This is a genomic window from Faecalibacterium sp. AF10-46 (assembly GCF_003604105.1).
GTDB lineage: Bacteria > Bacillota > Clostridia > Oscillospirales > Ruminococcaceae > Faecalibacterium > Faecalibacterium taiwanense.
In genome coordinates, this window is the sequence record NZ_QVGY01000013.1 from 58,920 (window position 1) to 85,657 (window position 26,738).

At 57.6% G+C, this 26,738-nt stretch carries 25 protein-coding genes and 1 tRNA gene; 14 read left to right on the forward strand and 12 right to left on the reverse strand.

All coding sequences use genetic code 11. The annotated features are described in order from the left end of the window. Positions 1-189: 189 nt before the first annotated feature. The 3 genes from DWV57_RS12720 (at position 190) to DWV57_RS12735 (ending at position 3,444) form a co-directional block, all read left to right on the forward strand. Positions 190-378: a hypothetical protein gene (locus DWV57_RS12720; RefSeq protein WP_097776694.1), complete on the forward strand. Its 189-nt coding sequence runs from the start codon at positions 190-192 to the stop codon at positions 376-378. Between the two features lie 16 nt (positions 379-394). Then, positions 395-2,830 (forward strand): glycosyl transferase, encoded by a 2,436-nt coding sequence (locus DWV57_RS12725; protein ID WP_097780933.1) that lies wholly within the window; start codon positions 395-397, stop codon positions 2,828-2,830. Positions 2,831-3,006: 176 nt separating this feature from the next. Beyond that, positions 3,007-3,444 carry a hypothetical protein gene (locus DWV57_RS12735; RefSeq protein WP_243112362.1) on the forward strand — a complete coding sequence of 146 codons (438 nt, stop codon included), beginning with the start codon at positions 3,007-3,009 and terminating at the stop codon, positions 3,442-3,444. 200 nt (positions 3,445-3,644) lie between these two features. On the opposite strand, the gene DWV57_RS12740 is transcribed toward DWV57_RS12735, so the two are convergent. Both DWV57_RS12740 and DWV57_RS12745 read right to left on the reverse strand, forming a co-directional pair. Then, entirely contained in the window at positions 3,645-3,896 is a 252-nt protein-coding gene (locus DWV57_RS12740; RefSeq protein ID WP_120020978.1) for a DUF6061 family protein, read from the reverse strand. 177 nt (positions 3,897-4,073) lie between these two features. Beyond that, a tRNA-Leu gene (locus DWV57_RS12745) sits at positions 4,074-4,160 on the reverse strand. Positions 4,161-4,390: 230 nt separating this feature from the next. On the opposite strand from DWV57_RS12745, the gene DWV57_RS12750 reads away from it, so the two are divergent. After that, a complete protein-coding gene (locus tag DWV57_RS12750; RefSeq protein ID WP_120020979.1) occupies positions 4,391-4,765 on the forward strand; it encodes a DUF3592 domain-containing protein in 375 nt (124 codons plus the stop codon). Positions 4,766-4,779: 14 nt separating this feature from the next. Further along, positions 4,780-5,733, forward strand: coding sequence for an FKBP-type peptidylprolyl isomerase (locus tag DWV57_RS12755; RefSeq protein ID WP_120020980.1), 954 nt, complete (start codon positions 4,780-4,782; stop codon positions 5,731-5,733). A 57-nt stretch (positions 5,734-5,790) separates the two neighbouring features. On the opposite strand, the gene DWV57_RS12760 is transcribed toward DWV57_RS12755, so the two are convergent. Continuing rightward, on the reverse strand, positions 5,791-7,566 hold the full coding sequence (locus tag DWV57_RS12760; RefSeq protein ID WP_120020981.1) for an ABC transporter ATP-binding protein: 1,776 nt from the start codon (positions 7,564-7,566) through the stop codon (positions 5,791-5,793). Next, positions 7,563-9,302, reverse strand: a complete 1,740-nt coding sequence (locus DWV57_RS12765; RefSeq protein WP_347562398.1) for an ABC transporter ATP-binding protein — start codon at positions 9,300-9,302, stop codon at positions 7,563-7,565. The genes DWV57_RS12760 and DWV57_RS12765 overlap by 4 nt, the downstream gene beginning before the upstream one ends. Positions 9,303-9,501: 199 nt before the next feature. Here DWV57_RS12765 and DWV57_RS12770 point away from each other — a divergent pair, with 199 nt between their 5' ends. From DWV57_RS12770 to dnaK, 3 genes are all read left to right on the forward strand, one after another. After that, positions 9,502-10,452 carry a glycosyltransferase family 2 protein gene (locus DWV57_RS12770; RefSeq protein WP_097776683.1) on the forward strand — a complete coding sequence of 317 codons (951 nt, stop codon included), beginning with the start codon at positions 9,502-9,504 and terminating at the stop codon, positions 10,450-10,452. Between the two features lie 164 nt (positions 10,453-10,616). Then, positions 10,617-11,717 (forward strand): SseB family protein, encoded by a 1,101-nt coding sequence (locus tag DWV57_RS12775; protein WP_005946528.1) that lies wholly within the window; start codon positions 10,617-10,619, stop codon positions 11,715-11,717. Positions 11,718-11,808: 91 nt separating this feature from the next. Then, a complete protein-coding gene (gene dnaK, locus DWV57_RS12780) occupies positions 11,809-13,626 on the forward strand; it encodes a molecular chaperone DnaK (protein ID WP_120020983.1) in 1,818 nt (605 codons plus the stop codon). A gap of 197 nt (positions 13,627-13,823) precedes the next feature. Here dnaK and DWV57_RS12785 read toward each other — a convergent pair whose 3' ends face one another. From DWV57_RS12785 to DWV57_RS12800, 4 genes are all read right to left on the reverse strand, one after another. Continuing rightward, positions 13,824-14,588: an amino acid ABC transporter ATP-binding protein gene (locus DWV57_RS12785; protein WP_097776679.1), complete on the reverse strand. Its 765-nt coding sequence runs from the start codon at positions 14,586-14,588 to the stop codon at positions 13,824-13,826. After that, on the reverse strand, positions 14,578-15,342 hold the full coding sequence (locus DWV57_RS12790; protein WP_120020984.1) for an amino acid ABC transporter permease: 765 nt from the start codon (positions 15,340-15,342) through the stop codon (positions 14,578-14,580). Before DWV57_RS12790 ends, DWV57_RS12785 begins: the two co-directional genes overlap by 11 nt. A 111-nt stretch (positions 15,343-15,453) precedes the next feature. Next, positions 15,454-16,293, reverse strand: coding sequence for an amino acid ABC transporter substrate-binding protein (locus tag DWV57_RS12795; RefSeq protein WP_097776677.1), 840 nt, complete (start codon positions 16,291-16,293; stop codon positions 15,454-15,456). Positions 16,294-16,489: 196 nt separating this feature from the next. After that, positions 16,490-17,065, reverse strand: coding sequence for a nitroreductase family protein (locus tag DWV57_RS12800; RefSeq protein WP_097776676.1), 576 nt, complete (start codon positions 17,063-17,065; stop codon positions 16,490-16,492). Between the two features lie 179 nt (positions 17,066-17,244). Between DWV57_RS12800 and DWV57_RS14595 the strand changes: the two genes are divergently transcribed. Further along, positions 17,245-17,397 carry a hypothetical protein gene (locus DWV57_RS14595; RefSeq protein ID WP_158576386.1) on the forward strand — a complete coding sequence of 51 codons (153 nt, stop codon included), beginning with the start codon at positions 17,245-17,247 and terminating at the stop codon, positions 17,395-17,397. Between the two features lie 69 nt (positions 17,398-17,466). Here the strand turns inward: DWV57_RS14595 and DWV57_RS12805 are convergent, their stop codons facing one another. After that, positions 17,467-17,922: a threonine/serine exporter family protein gene (locus DWV57_RS12805; RefSeq protein ID WP_120020985.1), complete on the reverse strand. Its 456-nt coding sequence runs from the start codon at positions 17,920-17,922 to the stop codon at positions 17,467-17,469. Next, positions 17,919-18,710, reverse strand: a complete 792-nt coding sequence (locus DWV57_RS12810) for a threonine/serine exporter family protein (RefSeq protein ID WP_097776674.1) — start codon at positions 18,708-18,710, stop codon at positions 17,919-17,921. Before DWV57_RS12810 ends, DWV57_RS12805 begins: the two co-directional genes overlap by 4 nt. Before the next feature lie 537 nt (positions 18,711-19,247). On the opposite strand from DWV57_RS12810, the gene DWV57_RS12815 reads away from it, so the two are divergent. From DWV57_RS12815 to metA, 5 genes are all read left to right on the forward strand, one after another. Next, positions 19,248-20,168 (forward strand): MetQ/NlpA family ABC transporter substrate-binding protein, encoded by a 921-nt coding sequence (locus DWV57_RS12815; protein WP_097776673.1) that lies wholly within the window; start codon positions 19,248-19,250, stop codon positions 20,166-20,168. Between the two features lie 150 nt (positions 20,169-20,318). After that, positions 20,319-21,332 carry an ATP-binding cassette domain-containing protein gene (locus tag DWV57_RS12820; RefSeq protein WP_120020986.1) on the forward strand — a complete coding sequence of 338 codons (1,014 nt, stop codon included), beginning with the start codon at positions 20,319-20,321 and terminating at the stop codon, positions 21,330-21,332. Beyond that, complete coding sequence (locus DWV57_RS12825; RefSeq protein ID WP_097773982.1) at positions 21,329-21,985, forward strand: methionine ABC transporter permease; 657 nt, start codon at positions 21,329-21,331, stop codon at positions 21,983-21,985. Before DWV57_RS12820 ends, DWV57_RS12825 begins: the two co-directional genes overlap by 4 nt. 347 nt (positions 21,986-22,332) lie before the next feature. Then, on the forward strand, positions 22,333-23,607 hold the full coding sequence (locus DWV57_RS12830; protein ID WP_120020987.1) for an O-acetylhomoserine aminocarboxypropyltransferase/cysteine synthase family protein: 1,275 nt from the start codon (positions 22,333-22,335) through the stop codon (positions 23,605-23,607). 159 nt (positions 23,608-23,766) lie between these two features. Then, positions 23,767-24,699 (forward strand): homoserine O-succinyltransferase, encoded by a 933-nt coding sequence (metA, locus tag DWV57_RS12835; protein WP_005946493.1) that lies wholly within the window; start codon positions 23,767-23,769, stop codon positions 24,697-24,699. Positions 24,700-25,048: 349 nt separating this feature from the next. On the opposite strand, the gene DWV57_RS12840 is transcribed toward metA, so the two are convergent. Both DWV57_RS12840 and DWV57_RS12845 read right to left on the reverse strand, forming a co-directional pair. Further along, positions 25,049-25,633: a flavin reductase family protein gene (locus DWV57_RS12840; protein WP_120020988.1), complete on the reverse strand. Its 585-nt coding sequence runs from the start codon at positions 25,631-25,633 to the stop codon at positions 25,049-25,051. Beyond that, the gene (locus DWV57_RS12845; RefSeq protein WP_120020989.1) at positions 25,630-26,610 is read right to left on the reverse strand and encodes a glycosyltransferase family 2 protein; all 981 of its coding nucleotides are present in this window, start codon (positions 26,608-26,610) and stop codon (positions 25,630-25,632) included. Before DWV57_RS12845 ends, DWV57_RS12840 begins: the two co-directional genes overlap by 4 nt. Positions 26,611-26,738 lie beyond the last annotated feature (128 nt).

Consider the following 26,738-nt stretch of genomic DNA (forward strand, 5'->3'; position numbering starts at 1 on the left):
TTGCTTTTGACCCATTTTTGGCGTTTTGTTCGTTTCTGAAGAACCGAAATTGTGCACCTTGGATGGATTTCGTTACATTTCGATTAAAATCAAAAGATTTTCGTTGCAGTTTCGTTACGATTTTCGCCGTATATAATATTACCTATAAATTGTGTTTCAGCGTTTTCACTTATAGGAAGCACAAAAAGCGTGCTTGAAATGAATTTTCTGAAAATCATGGAAACATGCGTATTTATGAAAGATACTTTCAGAAATTTTTTAGAAAATCCTCTTGCTTTTTTGGCCTGCTTGGGCTATGCTAGAAGCAAAGAGAATGCTTTGATCGTCTGCCTTAATCGTTTTCGCAAAAGCGATGCCGCCGGGGCTACCGGCAGCTGATAAGGAGGAAGCATTTATGAAATTCGGTCATTTTGATGACGCACGCAAAGAATATGTCATCACCACCCCGCGTACGCCTCTGCCCTGGATCAACTACCTTGGCAGCGAGGATTTCTTCAGTCTTGTCTCAAATACGGCGGGCGGCTACAGCTTCTACCGCGATGCGCGGATGCGCCGCCTGACCCGCTACCGCTATAACAGCTCCCCGCTGGATATGGACGGCCACCACATTTACATCAAGGATGGCGATACCGTCTGGAACCCCGGCTGGCAGCCCACCAAGACAGAGCTGGACAGCTACGCCTGCCGTCACGGTCTGGGCTATACCATTCTGGAGGGTGAGAAGAACGGTGTTTCCGCTGCGCAGGAGCTGTTCGTGCCCACCGGCGATGCCTGTGAGCTGGACCGCCTGACTTTGAAAAATAAGACGGATGCCATAAAAGAGCTGGATGTGTTCAGCTATGTGGAGTTCTGCCTGTGGGATGCCATTGACGACAGCTCCAACTTCCAGCGCAACTTCTCCACCGGCGAGGTGGAGGTGGAGCCGGCCATCATCTACCATAAGACGGAATACCGTGAGCGCCGCAATCACTATGCGGTATTCTGGAGCAATACGCCCGTTACCAGCTTTGATACCACCCGCGATGCCTTCTGCGGTGTGTATGGCGGCCCTGCAGACCCGCAGGCCGTCCGCGCCGGGCACTGCTCCGGCAGCATTGCCCACGGCTGGGCACCGGTGGGCGCGCTGCACATCCATGTCACCCTTGCACCGGGTGAGGAAAAGAAGATCCTCTTCGGTCTGGGCTACATCGAGAACCCACAGGAAGAAAAGTTCACGGCTCCCGGTGTCATCAACAAGGAGCGTGCCCATGCCATGATCGCACGCTATGCCACCGATGCACAGGTGGACGCGGCCCGCAAGGCGCTGGCCGACCACTGGGAAGCTCTGCTCTCCACCTACCATCTGGAATCCGGCGAGGAAAAGCTGGACCGTATGGTAAACATCTGGCACCAGTATCAGTGTATGGTCACCTTCAATATGAGCCGCTCGGCCAGCTACTTTGAAAGCGGGACCGGCCGCGGCATGGGCTTCCGCGACAGCTGTCAGGATCTGCTGGGCTTTGTACACATCATTCCGTCCCGCGCACGGGAGCGCATTCTGGATATCGCCGCCACCCAGTTTGAGGATGGCAGCGCCTACCACCAGTACCAGCCCCTGACCAAGAAAGGCAACCGCGATATCGGCACCGGCTTCAACGATGACCCGTTGTGGCTCATTGCCGGCACTGCCGCCTATCTGCGCGAGACCGGAGACTGGTCTATTCTGGACGAGCAGGTGCCCTTTGATAATGATGCCAGCAAGGCACAGAGCCTGATGGAGCATCTGCGCCGCAGCTTCAACTTTACCGTCACCCACCTTGGCCCCCACGGCCTGCCGCTCATTGGCCGCGCCGACTGGAACGACTGCCTGAACCTGAACTGTTTCTCGGAGCACCCGGGCGAGAGCTTCCAGATCACCGGTCCCAGCGAAGGCCCTGTGGCCGAAAGCGTGTTCATTGCGGGCATGTTCGTCAAGTACGGCCACGAGTACGCCGAACTGTGCGACCACTTGAACCTTGCCGATGAAGCCGCTGCGGCCCGCAAGGCCGTGGACGGCGTGGAACAGGCGGCCTTGACCTCTGGCTGGGACGGCGCATGGTTCCGCCGCGCCTACGATGCTTTTGGCAAGCCTGTTGGCAGCAAGGAGTGCACCGAGGGCCAGATCTTCATTGAGCCGCAGGGCATGTGCGTCATGGCTGGCATTGGCAAGGAGACCGGTCAGGCCGCGCAGGCATTGAAGAGCGTAGAGGAACGGCTGGATACCAAGTACGGTGTGGTTCTGCACCAACCTGCATACACCAGTTATCAGCTCAATCTGGGCGAAATTTCCAGCTATCCTCCGGGATACAAGGAGAACGCCGGCATCTTCTGCCACAACAACCCGTGGATCAGCTGTGCCGAAGCCGTTCTGGGCCACGGCGACCGGGCCTTTGAGGTGTACCGTAAGACATGCCCGGCCTACATCGAGGATATTTCTGAGATCCACCGCACCGAACCCTATGTTTACAGCCAGATGGTGGCCGGTAAGGATGCCCCCACCTTTGGCGAAGCAAAGAACAGCTGGCTGACCGGCACTGCCGCATGGACCTTCTTCAATGTGAGCCAGTATATCCTTGGCATCCAGCCCACGCTGGACGGCCTGAAGGTAGACCCCTGTATCCCACACACGCTGGGCGGCTTCACCGTTACCCGCCGCTACCGGGGCGCAACCTATCACATTGCAGTGGATAATACCGCTGCAGTCCAGTACGGTGTGAAGAGCGTCGCTGTGGATGGCAAGCCCATTGAGGGCAGCCTGCTGCCGCTGGCACCGGAAGGCGCTGTGGTAGAGGTGCAGGTGACCATGGGATAACCTTTACTGCATTTTCATAATTTCTCCTTCGTGCGGTTCTGAAAGAACAGCGGCCTCCGCATTACGATCCTGCTTGGCATCATATTTGCCTTGCAGGACTTCATCTGCAAGCTGCCGACCAATCTCGTGGGCCTGCTCCGGCGTGGTTTCACCCGGATGTCGGTGGTGTCGATACGATGCAGTGTGCCCGCCCCTGCCACGACACCCTCTATTCAAGTTTAGAGGTGGCCGAAAAATTATCGGCTGCCGAACAGGGCTGCCATGTGCCTACAGAGTTGGTGCCGCGCTGTCCCAAGTGCGGAGGTCCCATGGACATCCACATGGGCGCAGGTCAGAGAATAATTCCGGATACCGCTGCCCAAGCACGGTTCCAAAACTTTCTGAAAACCTACCACGGGAAGAAACTGGTAGTTCTGGAGCTGGGCATTGGCTGGCGCAATCAGCTGATCAAGGCTCCGATGATGCGTCTGGTGGCCAGCGAGCCAAACGCCACTTATGTGACCATCAATCTGGGCGAGGTCTACATTGCGGACAATATCAAAGAGAAGTCCTTTGGACTGGACGGGCGGCTGGATGAGTTGCTGCCTGCTCTCCGGGAGGCGTGCGAGGCATAACGATTTACGTATTTTCCGGACATAGCAAAACCTCCTCGTGTAGTTCTATTATCCTACACGGGGAGGCTTTTTGTCTATTGTCTAATTTTTATGGGTCGGTTCAATTTTACACCTCTCCGGAGGTTTACGCAACTATTGGGATGGTCTCCAAAAAAATGCTGGACAACACCAGCTCAAAAATGGTATTGTCCAGCATTCATTTAGATTTCCAGCCTGTGGCTCCCAGTTACATTTTTCAAATATTCCTTCGGATCGCCATTCAGAATCAAATCGGCATAGCCAAGCGGGTCATTGTAGATGAGGTAGTCCAACTCCGACCTCTGCGCCATGGTCACGTCCAATTCATCCTCGACCCCAGTGCAGTCAATGGAGATCATTCTCCCATCCCGGAGCAGCAGCTCCACGCAGCCGGTATCCATGTTGAATTTACAGACTCTTGCATCGTACTTCATGTTTGTGTCCCTTCCGCCTTACGGCACTCTTACAGTTGTGACCTTTGTGATACGGTCTTTTTTCTGATAAGGTTTTGGACACACAGCCGTCGGGAAGGAGCCTTCATTTTGCTTTCCGAAGAAAACAAAAAATCCGAACCCTTCTCCTATCGAGAAAAGGTTCGGATTTTCATGGTTTGGTGCGGATAAGAGGACTTGAACCTCCACCGAGTTGCCCCGATTAGACCCTGAATCTAACGCGTCTGCCAATTCCGCCATATCCGCATATTCTGTTTTGTTCGTGAGCTGTGTCGCTCGGAACGATAGTTATTATACCAGATATACGAAGAATGTCAAGCATTATTTTCAGATTTTCTCGACAAAATTTTGCTTAAAAATTGATGCATTCTGAATGGCAGCTGCAGGGCGAAATTTTTGCCAAAGTGTGATACAATAAACAGGACGTGCCGGGAGGGTGTCCTGCGCGCAGACTGAGAAAACGAGGGAAATGCAGAATGTTCAATATCATTATTTTCCTGCTGGGAGCAGGCATCATGTTCTTTATGGCTCTGCGCAGTGTGCTGGCACGGCGCAGGCTGTGCACGCAGGGGCAGAAGGTCACGGCCACGGTGGAGGGCACCGTGCAGAGCCGGGATGGCGGTGCCTATGTGCTGGCCTTTACCACCGCAGGCGGCAGCCATCGGCTGCACTACCCGAAGCCTGCGCGGGGCAAGAGCTTTGCAGTGGGGGATACCGTCACCTTATATTATGACCCCGAAAACCCGGGAAAAATGTATGTAGAGGGCGACCGCGCTACGCTGGGAGCCGAGGTGCTGTATGCCGTGCTGGGTGTGGCCCTGCTGGTGCTGACCGTGGGCATTGCCCGCTGAAAGGGGAAAAGAGGATGAAACTGGAACATTTTGGCATGGCTGAGGCGGGCGACTGCCGTCTGGTATTCACAGCCGGTGCCGAGGAGCTGGCGGCAGCCATTGCACAGGTGCAGGCAGGGCCGGACGCGCCGCAGGAAGAGGACGGTCTGCTGACCGAGGCGGTGAACCGCACCATTCTTGGCGGCTTTTCGGCGCTGTATGAGCAGCTGGTGCAGGAGTACCATGTGGTGCCGGTGACCGACCCGGATTTTGAATTGCTGGCGGTGAACCGGGCCGAGGGCTTCCGGGCGGGTGCACAGTTTTATGCGCTGCCGCCGCTGGAAGTGGGAGCATACACCGGCTTTGTGCAGGCCGTGGAGCCGCACCCCATCCGGCAGCTGACCATTGAACTGGAGATCAACCGTCACCACGGCGACGAAGAACGTGCAGCCGATGCAGCGGGCAAGGCGGCGCTGCGGCAGCAGGTGGCCCGCGAGATCTGGGCACAGCGCTGTGCCCAGGCTGAGCAGCGGGCACGCAAGGAGCTGGTATGGCAGCTGGGCGATGCAGTGAAAGGCCAGCTGCCAAAGCAGCTGGTGGGCGGTAACTATTTTGCCGAGCAGCGCCAGTTCAACCTGAGCCTGCAGGCCAATGGCATCAACTTTGACCAGTTCCTTAAAGTGCGCGGCCAGACGGTGGAAGAGTTCCGTGCATGGCTCCACGCGCAGGCAGAGCGCAAGCTGCGCAGCTGGCTGGGGCTTCTGCTGGTGGCAGAAAAGGAGGGCCTTGCACCCGCGGATGCCGAGGTGGAAGCAGCCTCTGCCCACTGGGATGCCAAGCTGGACGGCGAGCGCACCTTCCCCGCCAACGATGCACGCAAGGTGCGCCAGCGTCTGTCCCGGGAGCGGGCGGAGCAGTTCATCGTGGAGCATTCCACCCTCACTCCGCCGCCCACTGAACCCATCGTGCAGAAAGTTGAAAGCAAATAATAATAAAAAGGAGCGATGCAGCGCACCGCTCCTTTTTGTTATTATTATCGGGAACTCTCAGATCTCCACGCCTTCGAACTGGCTGTTGTAGAGTTTGGCGTAGAAGCCGTTTGCAGCAAGCAGCTCGTCGTGGCTGCCCTGCTCCACGATGTGGCCGTCCTTCATCACAAGGATCACGTCCGCCTCGCGGATAGTGGAAAGGCGGTGCGCCACAATAAAGCTGGTACGGCCCTGCATCATGCGGGCAAAGGCTTTCTGGATACGCACCTCGGTGCGAGTATCAATGGAGGATGTTGCTTCGTCCAGGATCAGCATCGGCGGCAGGCAGAGCATTACGCGGGCAATGCACAGCAGCTGCTTCTGGCCCTGACTGATGTTGCCGCCGTCCTCGGCGATGACGGTATCGTAGCCCTCCGGCAGGCGGCGGATGAAGCTGTCTGCATGGGCGGCTTTGGCTGCTGCCACGATCTCTTCAAGGCTTGCATCCGGCTTGCCGTAGGCAATGTTTTCCCGCACGGTACCGGCCCGCAGCCATGTATCCTGCAACACCATGCCGTAGCTGCCGCGCAGGGAAGCGCGGGTCACATCCCGGATGTCGGTGCCGGACACCTTGATGGAACCGCCGTTCACATCATAGAAGCGCATGAGCAGGTTGATGAGGGTGGTCTTGCCGCAGCCGGTAGGGCCGACGATGGCAATGCGCTGGCCGGGCTTTACGTCGAGGGAAAGGCCCTCGATCAGCGGGCGGTCGGGCAGGTAGCGGAAGGAAACATCCTCCAGCTGCACATGGCCGTCCGGCTGCAGCACGGAGGCGTTCTCGACTTCCGGCACCTGATCGTCGGCATCCAGCAGCTCGAACACGCGGGCGGCGCAGGCCAGAGCATTCTGCAGTTCGGTGACTACACCGGAAATTTCGTTGAAGGGCTTGGTGTACTGGTTGGCGTAGCTCAAAAACACGCTCAGCTGGCCGATGGTGATGCCGCCCCGCACCGCGTACACGGCACCCACAAGGCCCACGCCTGCGTACACGATGTTATTCACAAAGCGGGTGGCAGGGTTGGTCAGGCTGGAAAAGAAGATGGCCTTCAGGCTCACGTCCTGCAGACGGCCATTCACCTCGTCAAAGGCGGTAAGGCTCTCGGCCTCGTGGCCGAAGGCCTGCACCACCTTCTGGCCCTCGATCATCTCGTTGACCAGCGCGGTCTGCTCGCCGCGCACGGCGCTCTGGCTCTGGAAGTAACCATAGCTGCGCTTGGCAAGGAAGCTTGCCACCACGAGGCTCAGCGGGGTGATGCACACCACCACCAGCGTGATGGGCACATTCTCGCTGAGCATGAACAGCAGGGTGCCGAGGATGGTCAGCACGCCGCTGAACAGCTGTGTAAAGCCCATCAGCAGGCCGTCCGCAAAGGTGTCCACATCGGCCACCATGCGGCTGACGATATCGCCGGAGGGGTGGCTGTCGAGGTAGGACAGCGGCAGGGTCTGAATTTTGCGCAGGGCTTCGTTGCGCAGGTCGCGGCTGACAAGGAAGGTGATGCGGTTGTTGCACACGCTCAGCAGCCACTGCGCAAGAGCGGCCACACCGGCAACCACCAGCACCTCGATGATAATGCGCATCACACCGCCAAAATCTACGGAACCCTTGCCCAGCATCATATCAATGGCGCTGCCGCAGAGGATGGGGATATACAGCTGTGCACCCACGCTCACGGCAGCAACGATCAGGCTGCACACCACAAACAGGGAATAAGGTTTGATCTTGCCCAGAACACGGGTCAGGGTGGCCTTGCGCTGCTGCGGGGTCAGCTTTGTTTTTGCTTTTGCACTCATTTCTGCGCATCCCCTTTCTTGAACTGGCTCTCGTAGATCTCCTCGTAGACGGGGCAGGTCTGGCGCAGCTGGTCGTGGGTGCCGATGCCCACCAGATGGCCGTCGTCCAGCACCAGAATTTGATCTGCGTGCTGCAGGCTGGCAGCGCGCTGGCTCACGATGAACACGGTCAGGCTGCCGGGCAGAGCAGCCAGTGCCTTGCGCAGGGCGGCATCGGTGGCATAGTCCAGTGCGCTGGCGCTGTCGTCAAGGATCAGAATTTCCGGCTTGCCCACAAGGGCGCGGGCGATGGTCAGGCGCTGCTTCTGTCCGCCGGACAGGTTGCGACCGCCCTGCTCCACAGGCTCGTCCAGCCCAAGGGGCTTGGCTTTGACGAACTCCGCAGCCTGTGCGGTCTCCAGTGCGGCCCACAGGTCCGCATCGGTGGCATTCTTGTTGCCCCACAGCAGGTTGGAGCGGATGGTGCCGCCAAAGAGCTGGGCCTTCTGCATGACCATGGCTGCCTTGCCGCGCAGTTCTTCGCGGGGATAGTTCCGGGCATCGCGGCCCATGATCTCCACCGTGCCTTCGGTGGCATCGTAGAAGCGGGGAATCAGGTTGACAAGGCTGGATTTGCCGCTGCCGGTACCGCCGATGACACCAATGGTCTGGCCGCGCTTTGCAGTGAAGCTGATGTCGGAAAGGCTGGGTGCACCGGCACCCACATAGGTCAGGCTTACATGCTCAAAGCGCACGGCATCGCCGGATTTTTCGGCGGGCACCTCGCCCAGAAGCTTTTCCGGGAAGGCCATGCCGGGCTTGGTGTCCAGCACAGCCTGCACGCGGCCTGCGCAGGCCAGCGCCTTGCTCACCTGCACGATCAGGTTTGCCAGCTTGACCAGCTCCACAAGGATCTGGTTCATGTAGTTCACCAGCGCGATCACGTCGCCGGAAGCCATGCCACCCACATTGATCTCAATGCTGCCCACATAGAGCAGTGCCACAATGGCAATGTTGATGAGCACATAGGTCAGCGGGTTCATCAGGGCAGAGATATGGCCTACATGGAGCTGCATCTTGGTCAGCAGATCGTTGGCATTCTCAAAGCGCTCTACCTCGCTCTTTTCCTTATCAAAGGCGCGCACCACGCGCACGCCGGTCAGGTTTTCGCGGGTCAGGCCCAGCACCCGGTCAAGGCGATTCTGTACCGTCTTGTACAGGGGCCGGGTAGCAGCCATGATGCCGAACACCACCACGCTCAGCAGCGGGATGGTCACTACAAAGATCAGCGCTGCACGGGCATTCACTGTAAAGGCCATGACCATGGCACCGATCACCACGAACGGGCTGCGCAGGAACAGGCGCAAAAACAGGTTCAGGCCGCTCTGCACCTGGTTCACGTCGCTGGTCATGCGGGTGATCAGGGTGCTGGTACCGAGGGTGTCCATCTCGGTAAAGCTCAGGGTCTGGATGTGCTCAAACAGGGCGTGGCGCAGAGCTGTGGAATAGCCCACGGCCGCCTTTGCGGAAAAATACTGTGCCGTCAGGCTGCAGGCAAGGCCGATCATGGCCAGCAGCAGCAAAATGCCGCACCGCACAAGGATATAGTGGAAGTCGTGGGCGGCAATGCCGATGTTCACGATATCCGCCATGACCAGCGGCACAAACAGGTCGAACGTGGCTTCCAGCATCTTGAAAAGGGGCGCAAGCACGCTCTCGCGCTTGTAGTCCTTCAGATAGCCTAGCATCTTGTTCAAGGCGATACTCCTTCTTTCTTGCATTATAAGGTTTATGAAATCCTACTTATTATAGCGTACAAAAACTTAAAAAGCCATAGAAAATGTTTTTATTGCAAAAGTGTGCTGAAAACCGCCGGGCAAAATGCCGAAAACGGTTGAAACCAGGGTGGGGGTATGCTACAATGATTTTAAATATTGCACAAAAGGGGAAACAGGAATGCTGATAAGTTTGGTCGTTCCGTGCTACAATGAGGAAGAATCACTTCCCATTTTTTATAAAGAGGCCAGCAAGATCGCACAGCAGATGGGAATATCCCACGGAGCAGATTTTGAGTTCATCTTTGTGGATGACGGCTCAAAAGACCGCACACTGCAGATCGCGCGGGAATTGCACCGGAAAGATGCCCGTGTGCGGTACATCTCCTTCAGCCGGAACTTTGGCAAGGAAGCAGGCATTTATGCCGGATTAAAAGCGGCAAAGGGCGATTATGTAGCAACGATGGATGCGGATCTGCAGGACCCGCCCTCGCTGCTGCCGGAAATGCTGGAGCTGCTGCTCTCCGGCGAATATGACTGCGCGGCCACCCGCCGCACGACACGCGAGGGTGAACCGCCCGTTCGCAGCTGGTTTGCCAAAAAGTTTTATCAGATCATCAATAAGCTCTCGGATACAGAGATCGTGGATGGAGCAAGAGACTTCCGCCTGATGAGCCGCAAGATGACTGATGCCGTGCTGAGCATGGCGGAATATAACCGCTTCAGCAAGGGCATTTTCAGCTGGGTCGGCTTTAAAACGAAGTGGATCGACTACAAAAACGTAGAGCGTGTGGCGGGCACAACAAAGTGGAACTTCTGGGGTCTGCTCAAATATTCGATCGAAGGCATTGTGGGCTTTTCCACAGCTCCGCTGCTGATGGCGGCGGGCCTTGGCCTTGCCTTTTGCGTATTGGCGTTTGTAGGCATCATGATCGTGGTGGTGCGTGCACTGATGTTCGGCGACCCTACTTCCGGCTGGCCGAGCCTTGTCTGCATTATCCTTTTGTGCAGTGGTGTGCAGCTGCTGTGTACAGGCATTGCGGGCGAGTACCTTGCCAAAACATATCTTGAAACAAAGCACAGACCAATCTATATTGCTGCTGAGACCGAAGAAGATCTGGACGCGGAATAAGGCGTTTCAGGAAAAATGTATTTTTAACGGGGTGCCAGAAGAAGCTGATCTGGCACCCCGCTTTTTTAAGCAGGGAAAAATGGATACATACAGATAGGCGTTGTACCCAAAGCCATTTCCTGCTATACTAAAAATTGACTAGAAACTGGAAGAATGGTGAGCAGATGGCAAAAAGACAAGACGGCGGCATCCGGCTGCGCCCGGTGGGCACCCGCAAGCATCGGCAGAACGCTCCGGCCTACAGCCCGGCGGGCACCGGCTGCCCGGCCTTTGAGCAGGCAGTGGAAAATTTATATAAAGGCCAGAACGAAGAAAGCTTCTGGACGCTGATGGGCGCTTTGAACTATGCACTGGAAATGGAGACCCATGTTCTGGTGCCGCTGCGCACGGCACTGACGGTGCACAACACGCCTGCACCGTGGACGGAGCATCCGGTGCCCACGGCAAAGGCGAAGGACCTGCAGCTGTGGACCCTGCGCAACGAGAAGGGCCGCACATGGCTGCCTATGTTCACCTCTGCAGCTGCGGCCTGCGCCGACCGCAGCACTTCTGCCCGGCCAATGGCAGATTACACCCTGCAGGATGCCATGGAGCTGGCCCTTTCCACTGAGGGGATTGACGGCGTGGTGCTGGACCCGTGGAGCCACTCGGCTACGCTGGACGGCGCTCTGCTCAACGGTTTGCTGCACGCGGGCCATACGCCGGAAGACCCCGGTGATGAGAAAGCGGATGCCGGAAAGGAAGCCGCCCGCAAGGGCAACTGGGCGCAGGCTGTGGAATGCTTTGAAAAAGCAGCCGAGCTTGGCAGCACCATGGGACTTGCCCTGCTGGCAGACTGCATTTATAAGGGCCGCGGCACCCGCACGAACCGTGCCGAGGCCCGCCGCATGTGGAAGGAAGCAGCGGACAGCGGCGAGATCTTATCCAACATTGCACTGGGCGATGACTGCGCTGCCCGGGGCGACAATGGCCGGGCACTTTTGTATTACCGCCGTGCCCGCGCCAACGCAGCCCATATGCCGGATATCGAGTACACTCCGCAGGTGTGCCTGCGTGTGGCCCAGACCGAAACGCGCTACACCAGCCGCAAAAAGGCGCTGGCACTGGCCGCAGAAGCAAGGCAGGGCTTTTCCATCAAGGCCCGTGAACACGAGCCGGACGCAGAGCAGTGGCTGGCCGAAGCTGACCAGCTCATCCGGGAACTGACCAGTGAACTGCCTGCCCGAGCCACAGCTTACGACATGGAATCTTTACAATTGGACTAAAAAATCGTCATATCGGGACGGTAAGATATACTCGGAAATGATTTGAAGAGCTGCGCCCAAGATGCACAGCACCGGAGAGGAAACAGACAGTATGAGCAAAGTAATCGGCATCGATCTCGGCACGACCAATTCCTGTGTGGCAGTGGTGGAGGGCGGCAAGCCCGTGGTCATCACCAATGCGGAGGGTGAGCGCACCACCCCCAGCGTTGTGGCCTTCACGAAGGACGGTGAACGTCTGGTGGGCGGTGCGGCCAAGCGCCAGATCGCCACAAATTCCGGGCGCACCATCTCCAGCATCAAGCGCCATATGGGCAGTGACTATCGGGTGCACATCGACGGCAAAGACCTGACCCCGCAGGAGATCAGCGCCATGATCTTGGCCAAGATCCGCCGCGATGCCGAGAGCTATCTGGGCGAGCCGGTGACCGAAGCGGTCATCACGGTGCCCGCCTACTTCGACGACAGCCAGCGCAAGGCTACGCAGGATGCAGGCCGCATTGCAGGCCTGAACGTGCTGCGCATCATCAACGAGCCTACTGCTGCCGCTGTGGCCTATGGTTTGGATAACGAAGCGGCGCAGAAGATCCTCGTCTACGACCTCGGCGGCGGCACCTTTGATGTGTCCATCATCGAGATCGAGGACGGGATCTTTACGGTGCTTGCCACCGGCGGCGACACCCATCTGGGCGGTGACGACTTCGATCAGCGCATCGTGGAATATGCCGTGGCCGAGTTCAAAAAATCGGATCGCATCGACCTCTCCCGCGACCCGGCGGCTATGGGCCGGCTGAAAGAGGAAGCCGAAAAGGCAAAGAAGGAGCTTTCTGCCGCACCGTCGGCACAGCTGAACCTGCCCTTTATCGCAGTGGGCAAGGACGGCCCTCACCACTTGGATATCTCGCTTTCCCGCCCGCAGTTCGAGATGATGACCGGCGACCTGCTGGCCCGCACAGTGGCTCCCGTGCAGAATGCGCTGCGGGATGCAGGCATTTCTGCCAGCCAGCTGGGCAAGGTGCTGCTGGTGGGCGGCAGCACCCGGATGCCTGCCGTGGAGCGTCAGGTGAAGGAGCTGCTGGGCTGCGAACCCAGCCACAGCCTGAACCCGGACGAGTGTGTTGCCATGGGTGCGGCGGTACAGGGCGGTCTGCTGCAGGGCGGAGGCAAGCTGGCCGGTGCCACCGGCGCAGCGGCGCAAGGCCTTGTGCTGATGGATGTGACCCCGCTGACCCTCTCCATTGAGACGCTGGGCGGCGTGGCCACCCCGCTGATTACCCGCAACAGCATGATCCCCACCCGCAAGAGCCAGATCTTCACCACCGCACGGCCCATGCAGACCAGTGTGGAGATCAACGTGCTGCAGGGCGAGCGCCACTTTGCCCGCGACAACAAGAGTCTGGGCAAATTCAAGCTCACCGGCATCCGGGCAAGCTTCTCCTCCAAACCGCAGATCGAAGTTACCTTCGATATCGACGTGAACGGCGTGGTGAAGGTATCTGCCAAGGACCTTGGCACCGGCAGGGAGCAGAACATCACCATCACCGGAAGCACCAACCTTTCGGAAAATGAAATCCAGCGCGCCATGGCAGACGCTGCCGCCTATGAGGCCGAGGACAGCCGCCGCAAGGAGCGGCTGGACCTGCACAATCAGGCCGAGGTGCTGGCCTACAAGGTGGACGAGGCTCTTTCCAAATGCAAAAAGGAGCTGGATAAGGACGAGAAGAACCGCATCAAAACGGACCTCGCCAACCTCCGCCGCTGCCTGCGCAAGGATAAGCCCGAAAAAATGAATGAAAACGAGGAAGCCGCCCTGCGTCAGGCCAAGACCCAGCTGGAAGAAAGCGCCAACCATCTGATGGTGCTTTATACCAGTGAGCAGGATAGCAGCGATAACGGAGAAAATCATCTGTAATTTTACCAGCAGGACGGCAGATAGTTTCCTAAGTAAATGATCCGCTGGGGTGGGATCCTGTTGCCGCAGGCAATAGGGTGGGCGATGGAACGGCCCGTTGCATTTGCGTGGAAAGCTATCTGATGGCCTGCATCATAAGAACAACAAAAACCTCCGCTGTGTTTTTGCACAGCGGAGGTTTTCTATGTGGAAAAGTATTACAGCATCTTAGAAAGGAATGCTTTTAGTCTGGGATGCTTCGGGTTCGTGAACAACTCCTGCGGCGGCTCGTCCTCCTGGATCTTGCCGTCATCGATGAAGATGACGCGGTTGGACACCTCACGGGCGAAGCCCATTTCGTGGGTGACCACCAGCATGGTGATGCCGGTGTGGGCCAGCTCCTTCATCAGTTCCAGAACCTCGCCCACCATTTCGGGGTCGAGGGCGCTGGTGGGCTCGTCGAACAGGATCACGTCCGGGTCCATGGCAAGGGCACGGGCAATGGCAATACGCTGCTGCTGACCGCCGGAAAGGCTCTTGGGGTAGGCATCGGCCTTGTCGGACAGGCCCACGCGGGCCAGCAGCTCGTCGGCCTTGTCGGAAATGGCCTGCTTATCCTTGAGCTTGAGCAGGGTGGGGGCCAGCTCAAGGTTCTTCTTCACGGTCAGGTGGGGGAAGAGGTTGAAGTGCTGGAACACCATGCCCATCTTCTGGCGCACAGCATCAATGTGGGCCTCGTCCACCTCGGTGCCCTCAAATTTGATGCTGCCGGAGGAGGGAATCTCCAAACGGTTCAGGCAGCGCAGAAAGGTGGATTTGCCGCAGCCGGAAGGGCCGATCAGGCAGACCACATCGCCGCGGTAAATATCAATATCGATGCCCTTCAGCACGTCCAGAGTGGGGGTGGGCTGCTTTGCGCCCGGCTTCTTTTCGCCGCCGTAGGTCTTTGTCAGGCCGCGGACTTCCAGAATCTTATCGGTCACTTTGAGCAAGCCTCCTCTCAAACTTTGCCAGCAGACGGGTGAACAGCATGACCAGCACAAGGTAGATCAGCGCATCGCCCAGCAGCGGGAACATGGGCTCATAGGTGCGGTTCATGATGCCCTGTGCGGCGTACAGCAGCTCCTTGCCGCCGATGACCGTGATCAGGGAAGTATCCTTCAGCAGGATAATGAACTCGTTGCCCAGTGCGGGCAGCACCGCACGGATGGCCTGCGGGATGATGATGACCACCATGGTGGTCATGTAGTTCAGGCCGAGGCTGCGTCCGGCCTCCATCTGGCCGGGGTCAATGGCCATCAGACCGCCGCGGATGATCTCGGACACATAGGCACCGGAGTTGATGCCCAGTGCCAGCGCACCCACCATGGTAAAGTTGCGGCTGTTGGCAAAGATGACCATGCTCATGATGAGCAGCTGCACCATCATAGGCGTGCCGCGGATGATGGTGGTGTAAATTTCGCAGATGATGTTGAAGAAGCCCAGCACCGGGTTCTTGTGGCCGGGGCGCTGCTGGTCGTGTGCCACACGCACCAGAGCTACCACGCTGCCCAGCACGATGCCCAGTGCCAGTGCCAGCGCAGTGACCAGCAGGGTAGTGCCCACACCCTTGATGTACTGCGTCCAGCGGTCATTCAGGATGAACGCCTGATAAAACTTGAAGAAGAAATTCTGCCCGAAGCTGAGCGTAGTGCCGCTGTTGAGCAGCTCTTTGAGCAGTTCGTACTGTGCAGCCATTCGCATCCTCACTTTCCTGTTTTGTTAGAATTTTGTAACCTTATTTTTCCAAAAAAGGGGAGGTGCCCCAGTTGGGGCTGCCTCCCCGTGGTTCCGTTATCAGCCAGCTGATTATTCAGCGGTGATGTACTTGTCCACGATGGCCTGCAGGGTGCCGTCAGCCTTCAGCTCTTCCAGAGCGGAGTTGATGGCGTCCTCCAGCGGAGAGCTCTTTGCCATGCCGATGGCGTAATCCTCCTCGGCGTAGCTGGTCTCCAGCACCTTCAGGCCGGGGTTGGCAGCCACATACTCCTTGGCGGGAGCGTTGTCGATGACCACGGCGTCCACCTGACCATTGTTCAGGGCCTGCACAGCGGTCAGACCGCTGTCGTAAGCCACCACAGCGTCCTCGCCGAAATCATCGGTGCAGTAGATGTAACCGGTGGTGCCGCGCTGGGTGCCGATCTTCTTGCCGGCCAGATCGTCGGGAGAAGCAATGTCGGAGCCCTCGGGAACGATGACGGACTGGATGCCGGTAGCGTAGCTGTCGGAGAAGTCCATCACGGCCTTGCGCTCGTCGGTAACGGTAACGCCGGCCATAACGATGTCGGCCTTGCCCTGCTGCACGCTCAGCAGAGCGGCGTCAAAGTCCATGTCATCGATCTGCAGCTCCAGACCCAGCTTGTCAGCGATGGCCTGAGCAGCCTCGATGTCGATGCCCTCGAACTCGCCTGCATCGGTGGTCATCTCATACGGAGGGAAGGTTGCGTTGGTAGCCATGGTCAGCTTGCCAGCCTCAACGGTGGTCAGCTCGCCAGCGGCAGCGCTGGTGGAAGCAGCTTCAGAAGAAGCAGCAGAGCTTGCCACGGAGGAAGCGGTGCTTGCGGAAGAACCACCGCAGGCAGTCAGAGCCAGAGCGGCAACGGACAGACCGGCAGCTGCCAGAAAGCTGCGACGAGAGATCTTTTTCATATTCAAACACTCCTCAAATGTACTGTATGTTTTTGCGGTACGCCGGAACGATGCGATTCATCGAACATCTGGCGAACGAATTTAGTATAGATTGTACAAATTGAAAAGTCAATACTTGTGCAAAAAATCTCATCAATTGAAACCGAATTGAAAACAATTATACAAAAAATGCGTCGACAAAATGTATATATACAAATTATAGATATTTTGCGATCTCTTCTTTGCTCCGCTTTGGCACGCAGTAATCCCGGTTCTCGTCCAGATAATACTTTACGCCGGTCTCAGCCGTCAGCGGCACAATGTGAGCCTTGTGGGCCGGGTAGCCGAACGCCACCATGAATGCCAGCTTCTGCGGTTCTTCAATGCCCAGCAGTTCGGTGAGGGCGGGCTTGTTGATCGCGCCCATGATGCAGCTGCCCACGCCTTTGTCCCATGCGGCAAGGGTCATGTTGGCAAGGGCAATGCCGGTATCGGTGGCAAGGTCGCCGGGGATGGAGGTATCCTGCACCACGGCCACATACAGGGTGGGCAGCTCGTCGGCTTTGGGTGTGCCCTGCTCCGGCGGCAGATAGGCAGCCCACTTGACCAGCGGCTGCACCTTTGCCACCTCCTCGGGCTTGTTCACCACCACCAGACGCACAGCCTGACGGTTGGCTCCGCAGGAGGACAGGCGGACGGCCTCGACGATATCATCCACCACATCCTGCGGAACAGCTTTCTGTGCAAAGCGGCGGTAGGTGCGGCGGCTGACAAGAGTATCCATAACAGACATAAAGAGCACCTCTTTTGTATAAGTACTGTCAAAAGTATAGCAGATGCGGCAGAGTCTTGCAACGCTCCGGCGCAAAAAAAGCTTTCACGCTGGGCAGTGATCTTGCCTTCTGCGACAGGCTGCGATTGCATCCGACGAATGATATATGGTAAAATGTGGTAAAAGAAGGGGGCGGCGCAATGGTATTGGCGGCAGGCATCGTGGGTTTTATTCTGGGGGTCAATGTGGGTTTTTTGTTTGCCGGGCTGATGCGGGCGGCAAGAGAGGAACAGAAGCAGACGAGAGAGGAACAGGAGCAGACGAAAGATGAAAACGGGACATGCGGAGGATGAGTAAAAATAGCACAGAACAGAAGGGGCCGCTGCAGGGAATAATGTGCAGCGGCCCTTAAATTATGATTTTTAATGTTTCCGGTGCCGCTTTGGGATGGGCACGCTGAGCACCAGCGTGATGCCGATGGCCAGCGCAACGGCTACTTTAAAGGTACTGATGCCGTTGGAGAGGGCCAGCGCGTTGTTGCCCTGAATGAAATAGTAGGCGGTGTAGTAGATGCCCGCGCCGGGCACCAGCGGGAAGATGCCGGACAGCAGAAAGACCGTTACCGGCATTTTGAGCACAATGGCAAACACCCGGGTGAGGATGGTCAGCGGGATCACCGCCAGCAGGGAGGCTGCGGCACTGTCTGCCCCCAGCATCACGGCCAGCTCGTAGACGAACCAGCCCACGGCACCCACCAGCCCGCAGAAGGGCAGGCTTTTGCGCGGACAGCCGAACAGAACGGCAAAACTCAGGGTGCCTGCGCCGGCAATAAAGAACTGCGCGGCCAGCTCCCCAATTTGTGTACTGGTCAACATCATGCCACGACCACCCCCGTAAAGAATGTATAAAGGCTCAGCACAAGGCCGGTGCCAATGGCAATGCTGGCTGCAATGAGCAGCGCATCGATCATGCGGATGGTGCCAGAGAGGTAATCTCCGTGCACAAAGTCGCGGATGCCCATGGTAAAGGCGATGCCGGGGGTCAGGATCATCAGCGAACCGATAATAGAATGACTGGCCGGTGTGCCCAGCACTCGGCAGGCCAGAATGCACACCAGCGTGATAAGCGCAGCACAGCTGATCTTGCAAAAGCCGCCGGGCAGCTCGTGCTGCTCACACAGCAGCAGATAGCCGCTGGCAAGAAAGCCTGCCAGTGCCGCCGCCAATGCGCTGCGCAGCGTGCCGCCGAAGATCAGCGCAAAGCAGAACGCACCGCACATGCCGCTGACCAGCTGCACCCAGTTCTTGGGAAAAGGGATGCGCCGCGCCAGCACCAGACGGCTCTCGGCTTCGTCCAGCGACATGCTGCCCTCTGCGATCTCGCGGGAGAGGGCATTCACTGCCGCCACCCGGCCCAGATGAGTGGTGCGGGTAGGTACATTGCGCACCTCGCTGATCTCGGCGGTGCCCGCACTGGCAAAGATGCCGTTGGTCAGCACGTAAACATGGAACTCCCGCAGGTGGAATGACCGGGCCATGATCTCCATGGTCTGCTCCACCCGGAACACCTCGGCACCGTTTTCCAGCAATGTCTGGCCCGCCGCCATGATAAAATCCATGATGCGGCGGCGCAGCTCTTCATCCGGGAAAACCTCGCGGCTGCTCATTGCCGTACCTCCTTTATAAATAATGCTGTCTTATTCTACCATGTCCGCGGCTGGCGCACAAGATAAAAAAACGCAATTTCCTACTAAAAAACTTCGTTGTAGGTGTTGACAAATCCGGTCGATTGGATTATTATAAATGCAATATCACAAAAATGGCTGTGAAGAGAAGAGTAGGCCTTCGCATTGATCCTTACCAGAAAGCCCGGGCGATGGAAAAGGGCAGGAAACAGGAAGCTGAAAATGGTCTCGGAGCCGTGTGGGCGAGGCGCATGAGCGCTAAGTTTGCAACGGGATGCGCCCGTTACAGCGTCCGGCTGTAAGCAGCAAAGCTGCCGCAGCATCGAGGCTGTGCCCGTGAGGGTATGGTAAACCAAGGTGGTACCACGGAAGTATGTTATGCTCCCGTCCTTGTCTGAGCGTTGGCTCAAGGTCAAGGACGGGAGCTTTTTTCATGCATCCGTCAAAGGCCCTTAGCACGGAACTGTGCCGTGCGGGCCGCTGTACATTATAATAAGCAAATAGAGAGGGAACAAAACTATGATTACTCGTCGTGATTTTCTGAAAGTTACCGGTGCTGCAGCTGCTGCAGCTGCCCTGACCGCATGCGGCGGTTCTTCTTCCACCGCATCTTCTGCTGCTTCCGGCACTGCTTCTTCCGCAGCTTCTTCTGCTGTGGCTAAGCTGGACAAGGTGAAGGTGGCTGTGCCCAACGACACCACCAACGAAGCACGCGCCCTGACCCTGCTGGAGAAGAACGGCTTCTTTAAGCTGAAGGCGGATGCAGGCCTGACCGCAACCGCAAAGGACATCGAGGAGAACCCTCTGAATGTTTCCGTCGATGAGGTCGAGGCTGCTCAGGTGCCCAACGTCCTGCAGGACGAGGACTACGCCGTCATCAACTCCAACTACGCCATCTCCGCTGGTCTGGACCCCATGACCGATGCTCTGGCAATGGAGGACGGCACCTCTGCTTACGTCAATATTCTGGTCTGCAAGGACGGCAATCAGGAAGAGCCGAAGATCAAGGCTCTGGCCGCTGCTCTGCAGAGCCAGAAGGTGAAGGAGTTCATGGATGAAAACTACAAGGGCGCTGTGGTGTCCGTTGTGGAGAACCCCACCGACGGCTATGACTCCTCCATCGACTACGATGCACTGAACGGCGAGACCGTCAGCTGCGCTGCTACGCCGGCTCCTCACTGCGAGGTTCTGGAGATCTGCAAGGACATTCTGGCCGAAAAGGGCATCACGCTGGATATTCAGGAGTACGACGACTACATCATTCCCAACAACATCGTTGAGGACGGCCAGTGCGATACCAACTATTTCCAGCATCAGCCGTATCTGGACGACTTCAATGCAGAGCACGGCACCCATCTGGTGACGGTTGCCGGCATCCACGTGGAGCCTATGGGCATCTACGGCGGCAAGCAGGACAGTCTGGCACCGATCGAGGGCTAAGCAGACTCCCCCAGTCACCTTGCGGTGACAGCCCCCTCGGGGAGGGGGCCTTTGCCTGACCGTTCTGTTTCAGGCTCCCTCCATGAGGGAGCTGGCAAACCCGCAAGGGTTTGACTGAAGGAGTTTATTCAACAGCAAGGAGCAATTTCTGTGATCGAGATCAAACATCTTTCCAAGACCTTCCAGATGAAGGACGGCGCGGTGAATGCGCTGAAGGACATCAACCTCACCATCCCGGATGGTTCCATTTATGGCATCATCGGCATGTCCGGTGCGGGCAAATCCACGCTGGTGCGCTGCATCAACTTGCTGGAACGCCCCACCGAGGGCAGCGTTGTGATCGACGGCACCGCTATGGAGACTTTAAACGCAGCCCAGCTGCGTGAGCGCCGCCGCGAGATCACCATGATCTTCCAGCAGTTCAATCTGCTGATGCAGCGCAGCTGCCTGAAGAACATCTGCTTCCCCATGGAGCTGGCCGGTGTGAAAAAGGCGGAGGCCGAAAAGCGTGCCAGAGAGCTGCTGGAAGTGGTGGGCCTGCCCGATAAGGCCAACGCCTACCCGGCACAGCTGTCCGGCGGCCAGAAGCAGCGCATTGCCATTGCCCGCGCACTGGCAACGGACCCCAAAGTTCTGCTCTGCGATGAAGCCACCAGCGCACTGGACCCCAACACCACCCATGCGATCCTGACCCTGATCAAGGACATCAACAAGAAGCTGGGCATCACGGTGGTGGTCATCACCCATCAGATGAGCGTTGTGGAAGAGATCTGCGATCATGTTGCCATTCTGGACGGCGGCGTTGTGGTGGAGGAAGGCTCCGTGCAGGAGATCTTCTCGAACCCCAAAACGCCCGCAGCAAAGCGTCTGGTGGCACCCAACGGCGGCAGCGCCGCGCGGGATCTGTCCAGTTTTGCACCGGACGACCATGTGGTGCGCGTCACCTTCAACGGTTCGTCCACGGCAAAACCGCTGGTGGCAAGCCTTGCCGCAGAAAAAGGCGTTCTGGTGTCGGTGCTCAGCGCCGACACCCGCGACCTGAGCGGTCAGTGCTACGGCTCCATGCTGCTCAAGCTGCCCGCTGATGTGGAGCAGGCAAAGCAGGCTGCGGCCTATATGCGCGCCCAGCCCGGCATTACGGTAGAGGAGGTGACCGGCGAATGAGTATTGCAGATTACGGCTTTGCCATCTGGGAGACCTTTTATGTGACGGTCCTTTCCACCGCGTTTGCGCTGGTGCTGGGCCTGCCACTGGGTGTGCTGCTGGTGGCCGGTGATAAGGACGGCATTCTGCCGCTGCCCGGCTGGCTGATGCACATTCTCAACATCGTTATCAACATCCTGCGCAGTGTTCCGTTCCTGATCCTGATGATCTGTGTATTCCCGCTTACCCGTGCCATCGTGGGCACCACGGTGGGTACCAAAGCCACCATCGTTCCGCTGGTGGTGGCAGCCTTCCCGTTCGTGGCACGTCTGGTGGAGACCAGCCTGCGCGAGCTGGACGAGGGCGTGGTGGAAGCGGCCCAGAGCATGGGCGCAACGCCGTTCCAGATCATTACCAAGGTGATGATCCCGGAATGCCTGCCCGGCCTGATCTCCAGCATGACCACCGCACTGACCACCATTCTGGGCTACTCGGCCATGTCCGGTGTCATTGGCGGCGGCGGTCTGGGCAAGATCGCTTTGTCCTACGGCTATTACCGCTACCAGACCGATATCATGATCGTGTGTGTCATTTTGCTGGTGCTGATGGTTCAGGTGTTCCAGACTTTGGGCACTGCTTGGGCCACCAGAAGCGATAAGCGGCTGCGGAAGTAAGAAAAGTGTCCTCGCCCTCTCAGTCTCGCGTTTGCTCGACAGCTCTCCCAAAGGGAGAGCCCTTGGCAGAACCGGAAACATATTCATTATGCCAAAGCCTCCCACTTTGGGAAAGATTCTCCCCGCATCGGGGAGAAATGTCACCGCAGGTGGCAAAGCGGGGAACAGGTGGCACGGCGTGAGCCGTGACGGAGAGGGCGAGGCTGCTGACCGAAACAAAGCAGTTCAAGCCTGATTTAAGCCCCGGACGGGAACTAAAATTTAACGTTTCAATTCCCCGCCGGAGGCCGCTGCACTCCTGCGGGGAATTGTGCTATATGGACAAACCCAGTAAAGGAGTATGTAGTATGAATCGTGATACCATCTGTGTGCAGGGCGGTTACACCCCCGGCAACGGCGAACCCCGCCAGATCCCCATTGTTCAGTCCACCACCTTCAAGTATGCCACCAGCGAAGACATGGGCAAGCTGTTCGATCTGGAAGCCGACGGCTACTTCTATTCCCGTCTGCAGAACCCCACCTGCGACCTTGTGGCTAAGAAGATCTGCGAGCTGGAAGGCGGCACGGCTGCAATGCTGACCAGCAGCGGTCAGGCTGCAAACTTCTTTGCCCTGTTCAACCTCTGCGAAGCAGGCGACCACATCGTGGCATCCAGTACCATCTACGGCGGCACCTTCAACCTGATCTCCGTCACCATGAAGAAGATGGGCATTGAAGCCACCTTTGTGGACCCGCTGTGCACCGAGGAAGAGCTGAACGCCGCATTCCGGCCCAACACCAAGGTGGTGTTCGGTGAGACCATCGCAAACCCGGCCCTGACCGTGCTGGACATTGAGAAGTTTGCCAAGGCTGCTCACGCCCACGGTGTGCCGCTGATCGTGGACAACACCTTCCCCACGCCGGTCAACTGCCGCCCCTTTGAGTGGGGCGCGGATATCGTGACCCACTCCACCACCAAGTACATGGACGGTCATGGCGCGGTGCTGGGCGGTGCCATCGTGGACGGCGGCAAGTTCGACTGGATGGCCCACGCTGAGAAGTTCCCCGGCCTGTGCACCCCGGACGACAGCTACCACGGCATCACCTACGCCGAGCGTTTCGGCAAAGAGGGTGCCTTTATCACCAAGGCTACCGCGCAGCTGATGCGTGACTTTGGCTCCATGCAGTCGCCCATGAACGCCTACATGCTGAACCTCGGTTTGGAAAGCCTGCATGTCCGGATGCAGCGCCACTGTGCCAACGGCATGGCCGTGGCAGAGTTCCTTGAAAGCCATCCCAAGGTGGCCTACGTGAACTACTGCGGCCTGGAGTCCAGCCCGTACCATGCACTGGCTGAAAAATACTTGCCGAACGGCAGCTGCGGCGTGGTCAGCTTTGGTCTGGCCGGCGGCCGTGAGGCTGCAAGCATCTTTATGAAGAACCTGAAGCTGGCAGCCATCGAGACCCATGTGGCCGATGCCCGCACCTGCTGCCTGAACCCTGCATCCAGCACCCACCGCCAGATGAACGATGAGCAGCTGAAAGCCGCCGGTGTGCCCGCAGAGCTGGTGCGCATGAGCTGCGGCTTGGAAAGCAGCGAAGACCTCATCGCAGATATTGCACAGGCGCTGGATAAGATCTAAAAGGTGAGTTCAGCAGCATCTATCGGTTCCGGCCCTTCTCGTAAAAACGCGTTTGGAGCGCCCCGCAGGGCGCGACAAACGCAAAATATAAAAATAAATTCCGCTGAAGATAGCCAGAGCGTCAGCGGAGGCTATTCTAAATCGTTAGGAGTACGAACTATGCCGCTGATCATCCCCAAGACCCTGCCTGCTTACGATGCCCTCTACAACGAAAATATCTTCGTCATGCATCGTGAGCGCGCCCTTGCCCAGCACATCCGCCCGCTGGAGATCCTGATCCTGAACCTGATGCCCACCAAGATCACCACCGAGACCCAGATCGCCCGTCTGTTGGCAAATACCCCCCTGCAGGTGCACATGACCCTGCTGCAGACGGCCAGCCATGCGGCGACCCACGTTTCGGCAGCACACCTCGAATCGTTCTATAAGAACTTCAACGAGGTGAAGAACAACCGCTACGACGGCATGATCATCACCGGCGCACCGGTGGAGACCATGGACTTTGAGCAGGTGGATTACTGGCCGGAGCTGTGCGAGATCATGGACTTCAGCGAGACGAACGTCTACTCCACCCTGCATGTGTGCTGGGGCGCACAGGCGGGCCTGTACTACCACTACGGCGTGCACAAGCAGCTGCTGCCGGAAAAGATGTTCGGCGTGTTCGAGCACCGGGTCACCCGCCCGTCGAACCCTTTGGTGCGCGGCTTTGACGAGGTGTTCTATGCGCCCCACAGCCGCCACACCGGCATCAGCCGCGAGGATGTGGACAACTGTAAGGCTTTGCGCATCCTTGCCGAGAGCGATGCGGCTGGGCCCTTCCTTATGAGCACCGAGAACGGACGGCAGATCTTTGTCACCGGCCACCCGGAGTACGACAAGTACACGCTGGATTCGGAGTACCGCCGCGATGTGGACAAGGGCCTGCCCATCCATGTGCCGGTGAATTACTACCCGGACGATGATCCCACAAAGCCGCCACTGTTCCGCTGGCGTGCCCACGCCCACCTGCTGTATGAGAACTGGCTGAACTACTACGTCTACCAGAACACCCCCTACGATCTGGGCGAGATCCAGCGCGTGAAGCACGAATAAATGCACAAAAACCGGTATTGCGTCAAAATTGCGCGATACCGGTTTTTGTGCTATGCTGTTCCTGCGGCCCTTCTCCATTCCCCTAACCGCGGAAAGGAGGTGGTAACCAATGGAAGCCTTCATCTCATTTATACAGACTGTCGGAGCAGAGGTAGTTGCCTACTATCTGTGCAAGTGGCTTGACAGCCTGTTCTTCAAGGGCAGTAAGCACTAACCCAAGAAGCCCCCCGGTAGTATCAGTACCGGGGGGCTTTTGGTTTTTTCGTGGTAACCACGGAACAGGCCTTCATCTCATTGCCTATCTTTAGTATATGCAGTTTTGGGCAAAAGTCAAGCGATGAAATGTAAATTATTTTTTACGCCTTACCGGCTTTTTCTTGCGCACGCTGTAGCCAAAGGTGCCCAGCTTTTTGCCCAGTGCCAGATAGTCACCGTGGCTGTAGACGATGAGCTTTGCCTTTTCGAGACACAGCTTGCCGTTTTCGTCCAGCAGGCTTTCGTCCACATCACAGGCTGCCACTTCGGCAAGGAACAGGTCGTGGCTGCCCAGCGGGATCACCTGAGTTACCTTGCATTCCAGATTGACCGGGCTTTCTTCCAGAATGGGGCAGTCGGTCAGCACGCTGCCGGGGGCAGAATGCAGGCCGCAGGCGGCAAATTTATCCACATCACGGCCGCTTTTCACGCCGCACCAGTCCACCGAACGCACCAGCGCTTCGGTGGGCAGATTGATGGCAAACTGTCCGCTTTCCTTGATGAGGTGGTGGCTGTAGCGCTCCGGCCGAACGCTGATGGACACCATGCTGGGCTGGGTGCAGATGGTGCCCGTCCAGCCGATGGTGATGAGGTTTGGCTTTTCCAGCCCGCCGCAGGACACCAATACCGGCGGTTCCGGGTTCAGCAGGGTGCTGCCCCGCCAGCTCTGTTTGCTCATCCGTGATACTTCCTTTCGTAGGGTGCCCAGGTGCGCTCGCTGATGATGTAGCGCGGGCGGGCTTTCGTCTCCATATAAATTTTGCCGATATACTCGCCGATCACGCCTAAGCATACCAGCTGCACGCCGCCCACAAAGCAGACGATGCAGATAGTGGAGGCCCAGCCGGCCACCACGCTGCCCATGGCAGCTTCGATGATGGCCCAGATGACTCCGATAAAGCTGATCAGGCTCACAAAGATGCCAGATCCGGTAATAAGGCGGATGGGCTTGTTGGAAAGACTGGTGATGCCGTCGAAGGCAAGGGCCAGCATCTTGCTCAGCGGATAGTGGCTCTCACCGGCAAGGCGTTCGTGGCGCTCGTAGGTGACTACCTCGCTCTTGAAGCCAACCAGCGGCACCATGCCGCGCAGGAAAATGTTCACTTCCCTGTAGTCGGCAAAGCTTTCCAGCACACGGGTGCTGATGAGGCGGTAGTCTGCGTGGTTGAACACGATGTCTGCGCCCAGAGCGTTCATCAAATGGTAAAAGCCCTCGGCGGTGAAGCGCTTGAAGAAGGTGTCTGTATCGCGGCGGCTGCGCACGCCGTAGACCACCTCGGCACCGTCCAGATACTTTTTAACCATCTCGTCCATGGCGTTGATGTCGTCCTGACCATCGCAGTCGATGGAAATGGTAACATCGCAGGTGCCGCTGTGCAGTGCCTCCATCAAGCCTGCCAGCACGGCGTTCTGGTGGCCGCGGTTGCGGCTCTGGGAAATGCCGATGTAGTGCTCGTCCTGTGCGGCAAAACTCTGGATCAGTTCCCATGTCTTGTCTTTGGAGCCGTCGTTCACGAACAGCACCCGGCTCTTCTCGCTCACAAGGCCCTGTGCGGCAAGGCCGCTGATCTTTTCCAGAAACATGGGCGCTGTAATGGGCAGCACCTGCTCCTCGTTGTAGCAGGGGATCACGATCCATAAAATCGGTTTTGACATATTTAAAAATACTCCTATATTAAAAATAACAAGATGATGCCGCTGACGGTTACGGCCTTCCAGTGAAAAAGAGTTTGAGAAAATCCGTAGATTTTTCTAAAACTCAAATATAAAAATAAAATTCAAGC

Coding starts and splice junctions, on each gene's coding strand:
- DWV57_RS12775 (WP_005946528.1), top strand. CDS start 10,617: ATGGCAAAAAGACAAGACGGCGGCATCCGGCTGCGCCCGGTGGGCACC.
- metA (WP_005946493.1), top strand. CDS start 23,767: ATGCCGCTGATCATCCCCAAGACCCTGCCTGCTTACGATGCCCTCTAC.
- DWV57_RS12845 (WP_120020989.1), bottom strand. CDS start 26,610: ATGTCAAAACCGATTTTATGGATCGTGATCCCCTGCTACAACGAGGAG.
- DWV57_RS12805 (WP_120020985.1), bottom strand. CDS start 17,922: ATGATGTTGACCAGTACACAAATTGGGGAGCTGGCCGCGCAGTTCTTT.
- DWV57_RS12825 (WP_097773982.1), top strand. CDS start 21,329: ATGAGTATTGCAGATTACGGCTTTGCCATCTGGGAGACCTTTTATGTG.
- DWV57_RS12750 (WP_120020979.1), top strand. CDS start 4,391: ATGTTCAATATCATTATTTTCCTGCTGGGAGCAGGCATCATGTTCTTT.
- DWV57_RS12800 (WP_097776676.1), bottom strand. CDS start 17,065: ATGTCTGTTATGGATACTCTTGTCAGCCGCCGCACCTACCGCCGCTTT.
- DWV57_RS12735 (WP_243112362.1), top strand. CDS start 3,007: ATGCAGTGTGCCCGCCCCTGCCACGACACCCTCTATTCAAGTTTAGAG.
- DWV57_RS12740 (WP_120020978.1), bottom strand. CDS start 3,896: ATGAAGTACGATGCAAGAGTCTGTAAATTCAACATGGATACCGGCTGC.
- DWV57_RS12790 (WP_120020984.1), bottom strand. CDS start 15,342: ATGGCTGCACAGTACGAACTGCTCAAAGAGCTGCTCAACAGCGGCACT.
- DWV57_RS12770 (WP_097776683.1), top strand. CDS start 9,502: ATGCTGATAAGTTTGGTCGTTCCGTGCTACAATGAGGAAGAATCACTT.
- DWV57_RS12795 (WP_097776677.1), bottom strand. CDS start 16,293: ATGAAAAAGATCTCTCGTCGCAGCTTTCTGGCAGCTGCCGGTCTGTCC.
- dnaK (WP_120020983.1), top strand. CDS start 11,809: ATGAGCAAAGTAATCGGCATCGATCTCGGCACGACCAATTCCTGTGTG.
- DWV57_RS12760 (WP_120020981.1), bottom strand. CDS start 7,566: ATGAGTGCAAAAGCAAAAACAAAGCTGACCCCGCAGCAGCGCAAGGCC.
- DWV57_RS12840 (WP_120020988.1), bottom strand. CDS start 25,633: ATGAGCAAACAGAGCTGGCGGGGCAGCACCCTGCTGAACCCGGAACCG.
- DWV57_RS14595 (WP_158576386.1), top strand. CDS start 17,245: ATGGTATTGGCGGCAGGCATCGTGGGTTTTATTCTGGGGGTCAATGTG.
- DWV57_RS12725 (WP_097780933.1), top strand. CDS start 395: ATGAAATTCGGTCATTTTGATGACGCACGCAAAGAATATGTCATCACC.
- DWV57_RS12810 (WP_097776674.1), bottom strand. CDS start 18,710: ATGAGCAGCCGCGAGGTTTTCCCGGATGAAGAGCTGCGCCGCCGCATC.
- DWV57_RS12830 (WP_120020987.1), top strand. CDS start 22,333: ATGAATCGTGATACCATCTGTGTGCAGGGCGGTTACACCCCCGGCAAC.
- DWV57_RS12815 (WP_097776673.1), top strand. CDS start 19,248: ATGATTACTCGTCGTGATTTTCTGAAAGTTACCGGTGCTGCAGCTGCT.
- DWV57_RS12755 (WP_120020980.1), top strand. CDS start 4,780: ATGAAACTGGAACATTTTGGCATGGCTGAGGCGGGCGACTGCCGTCTG.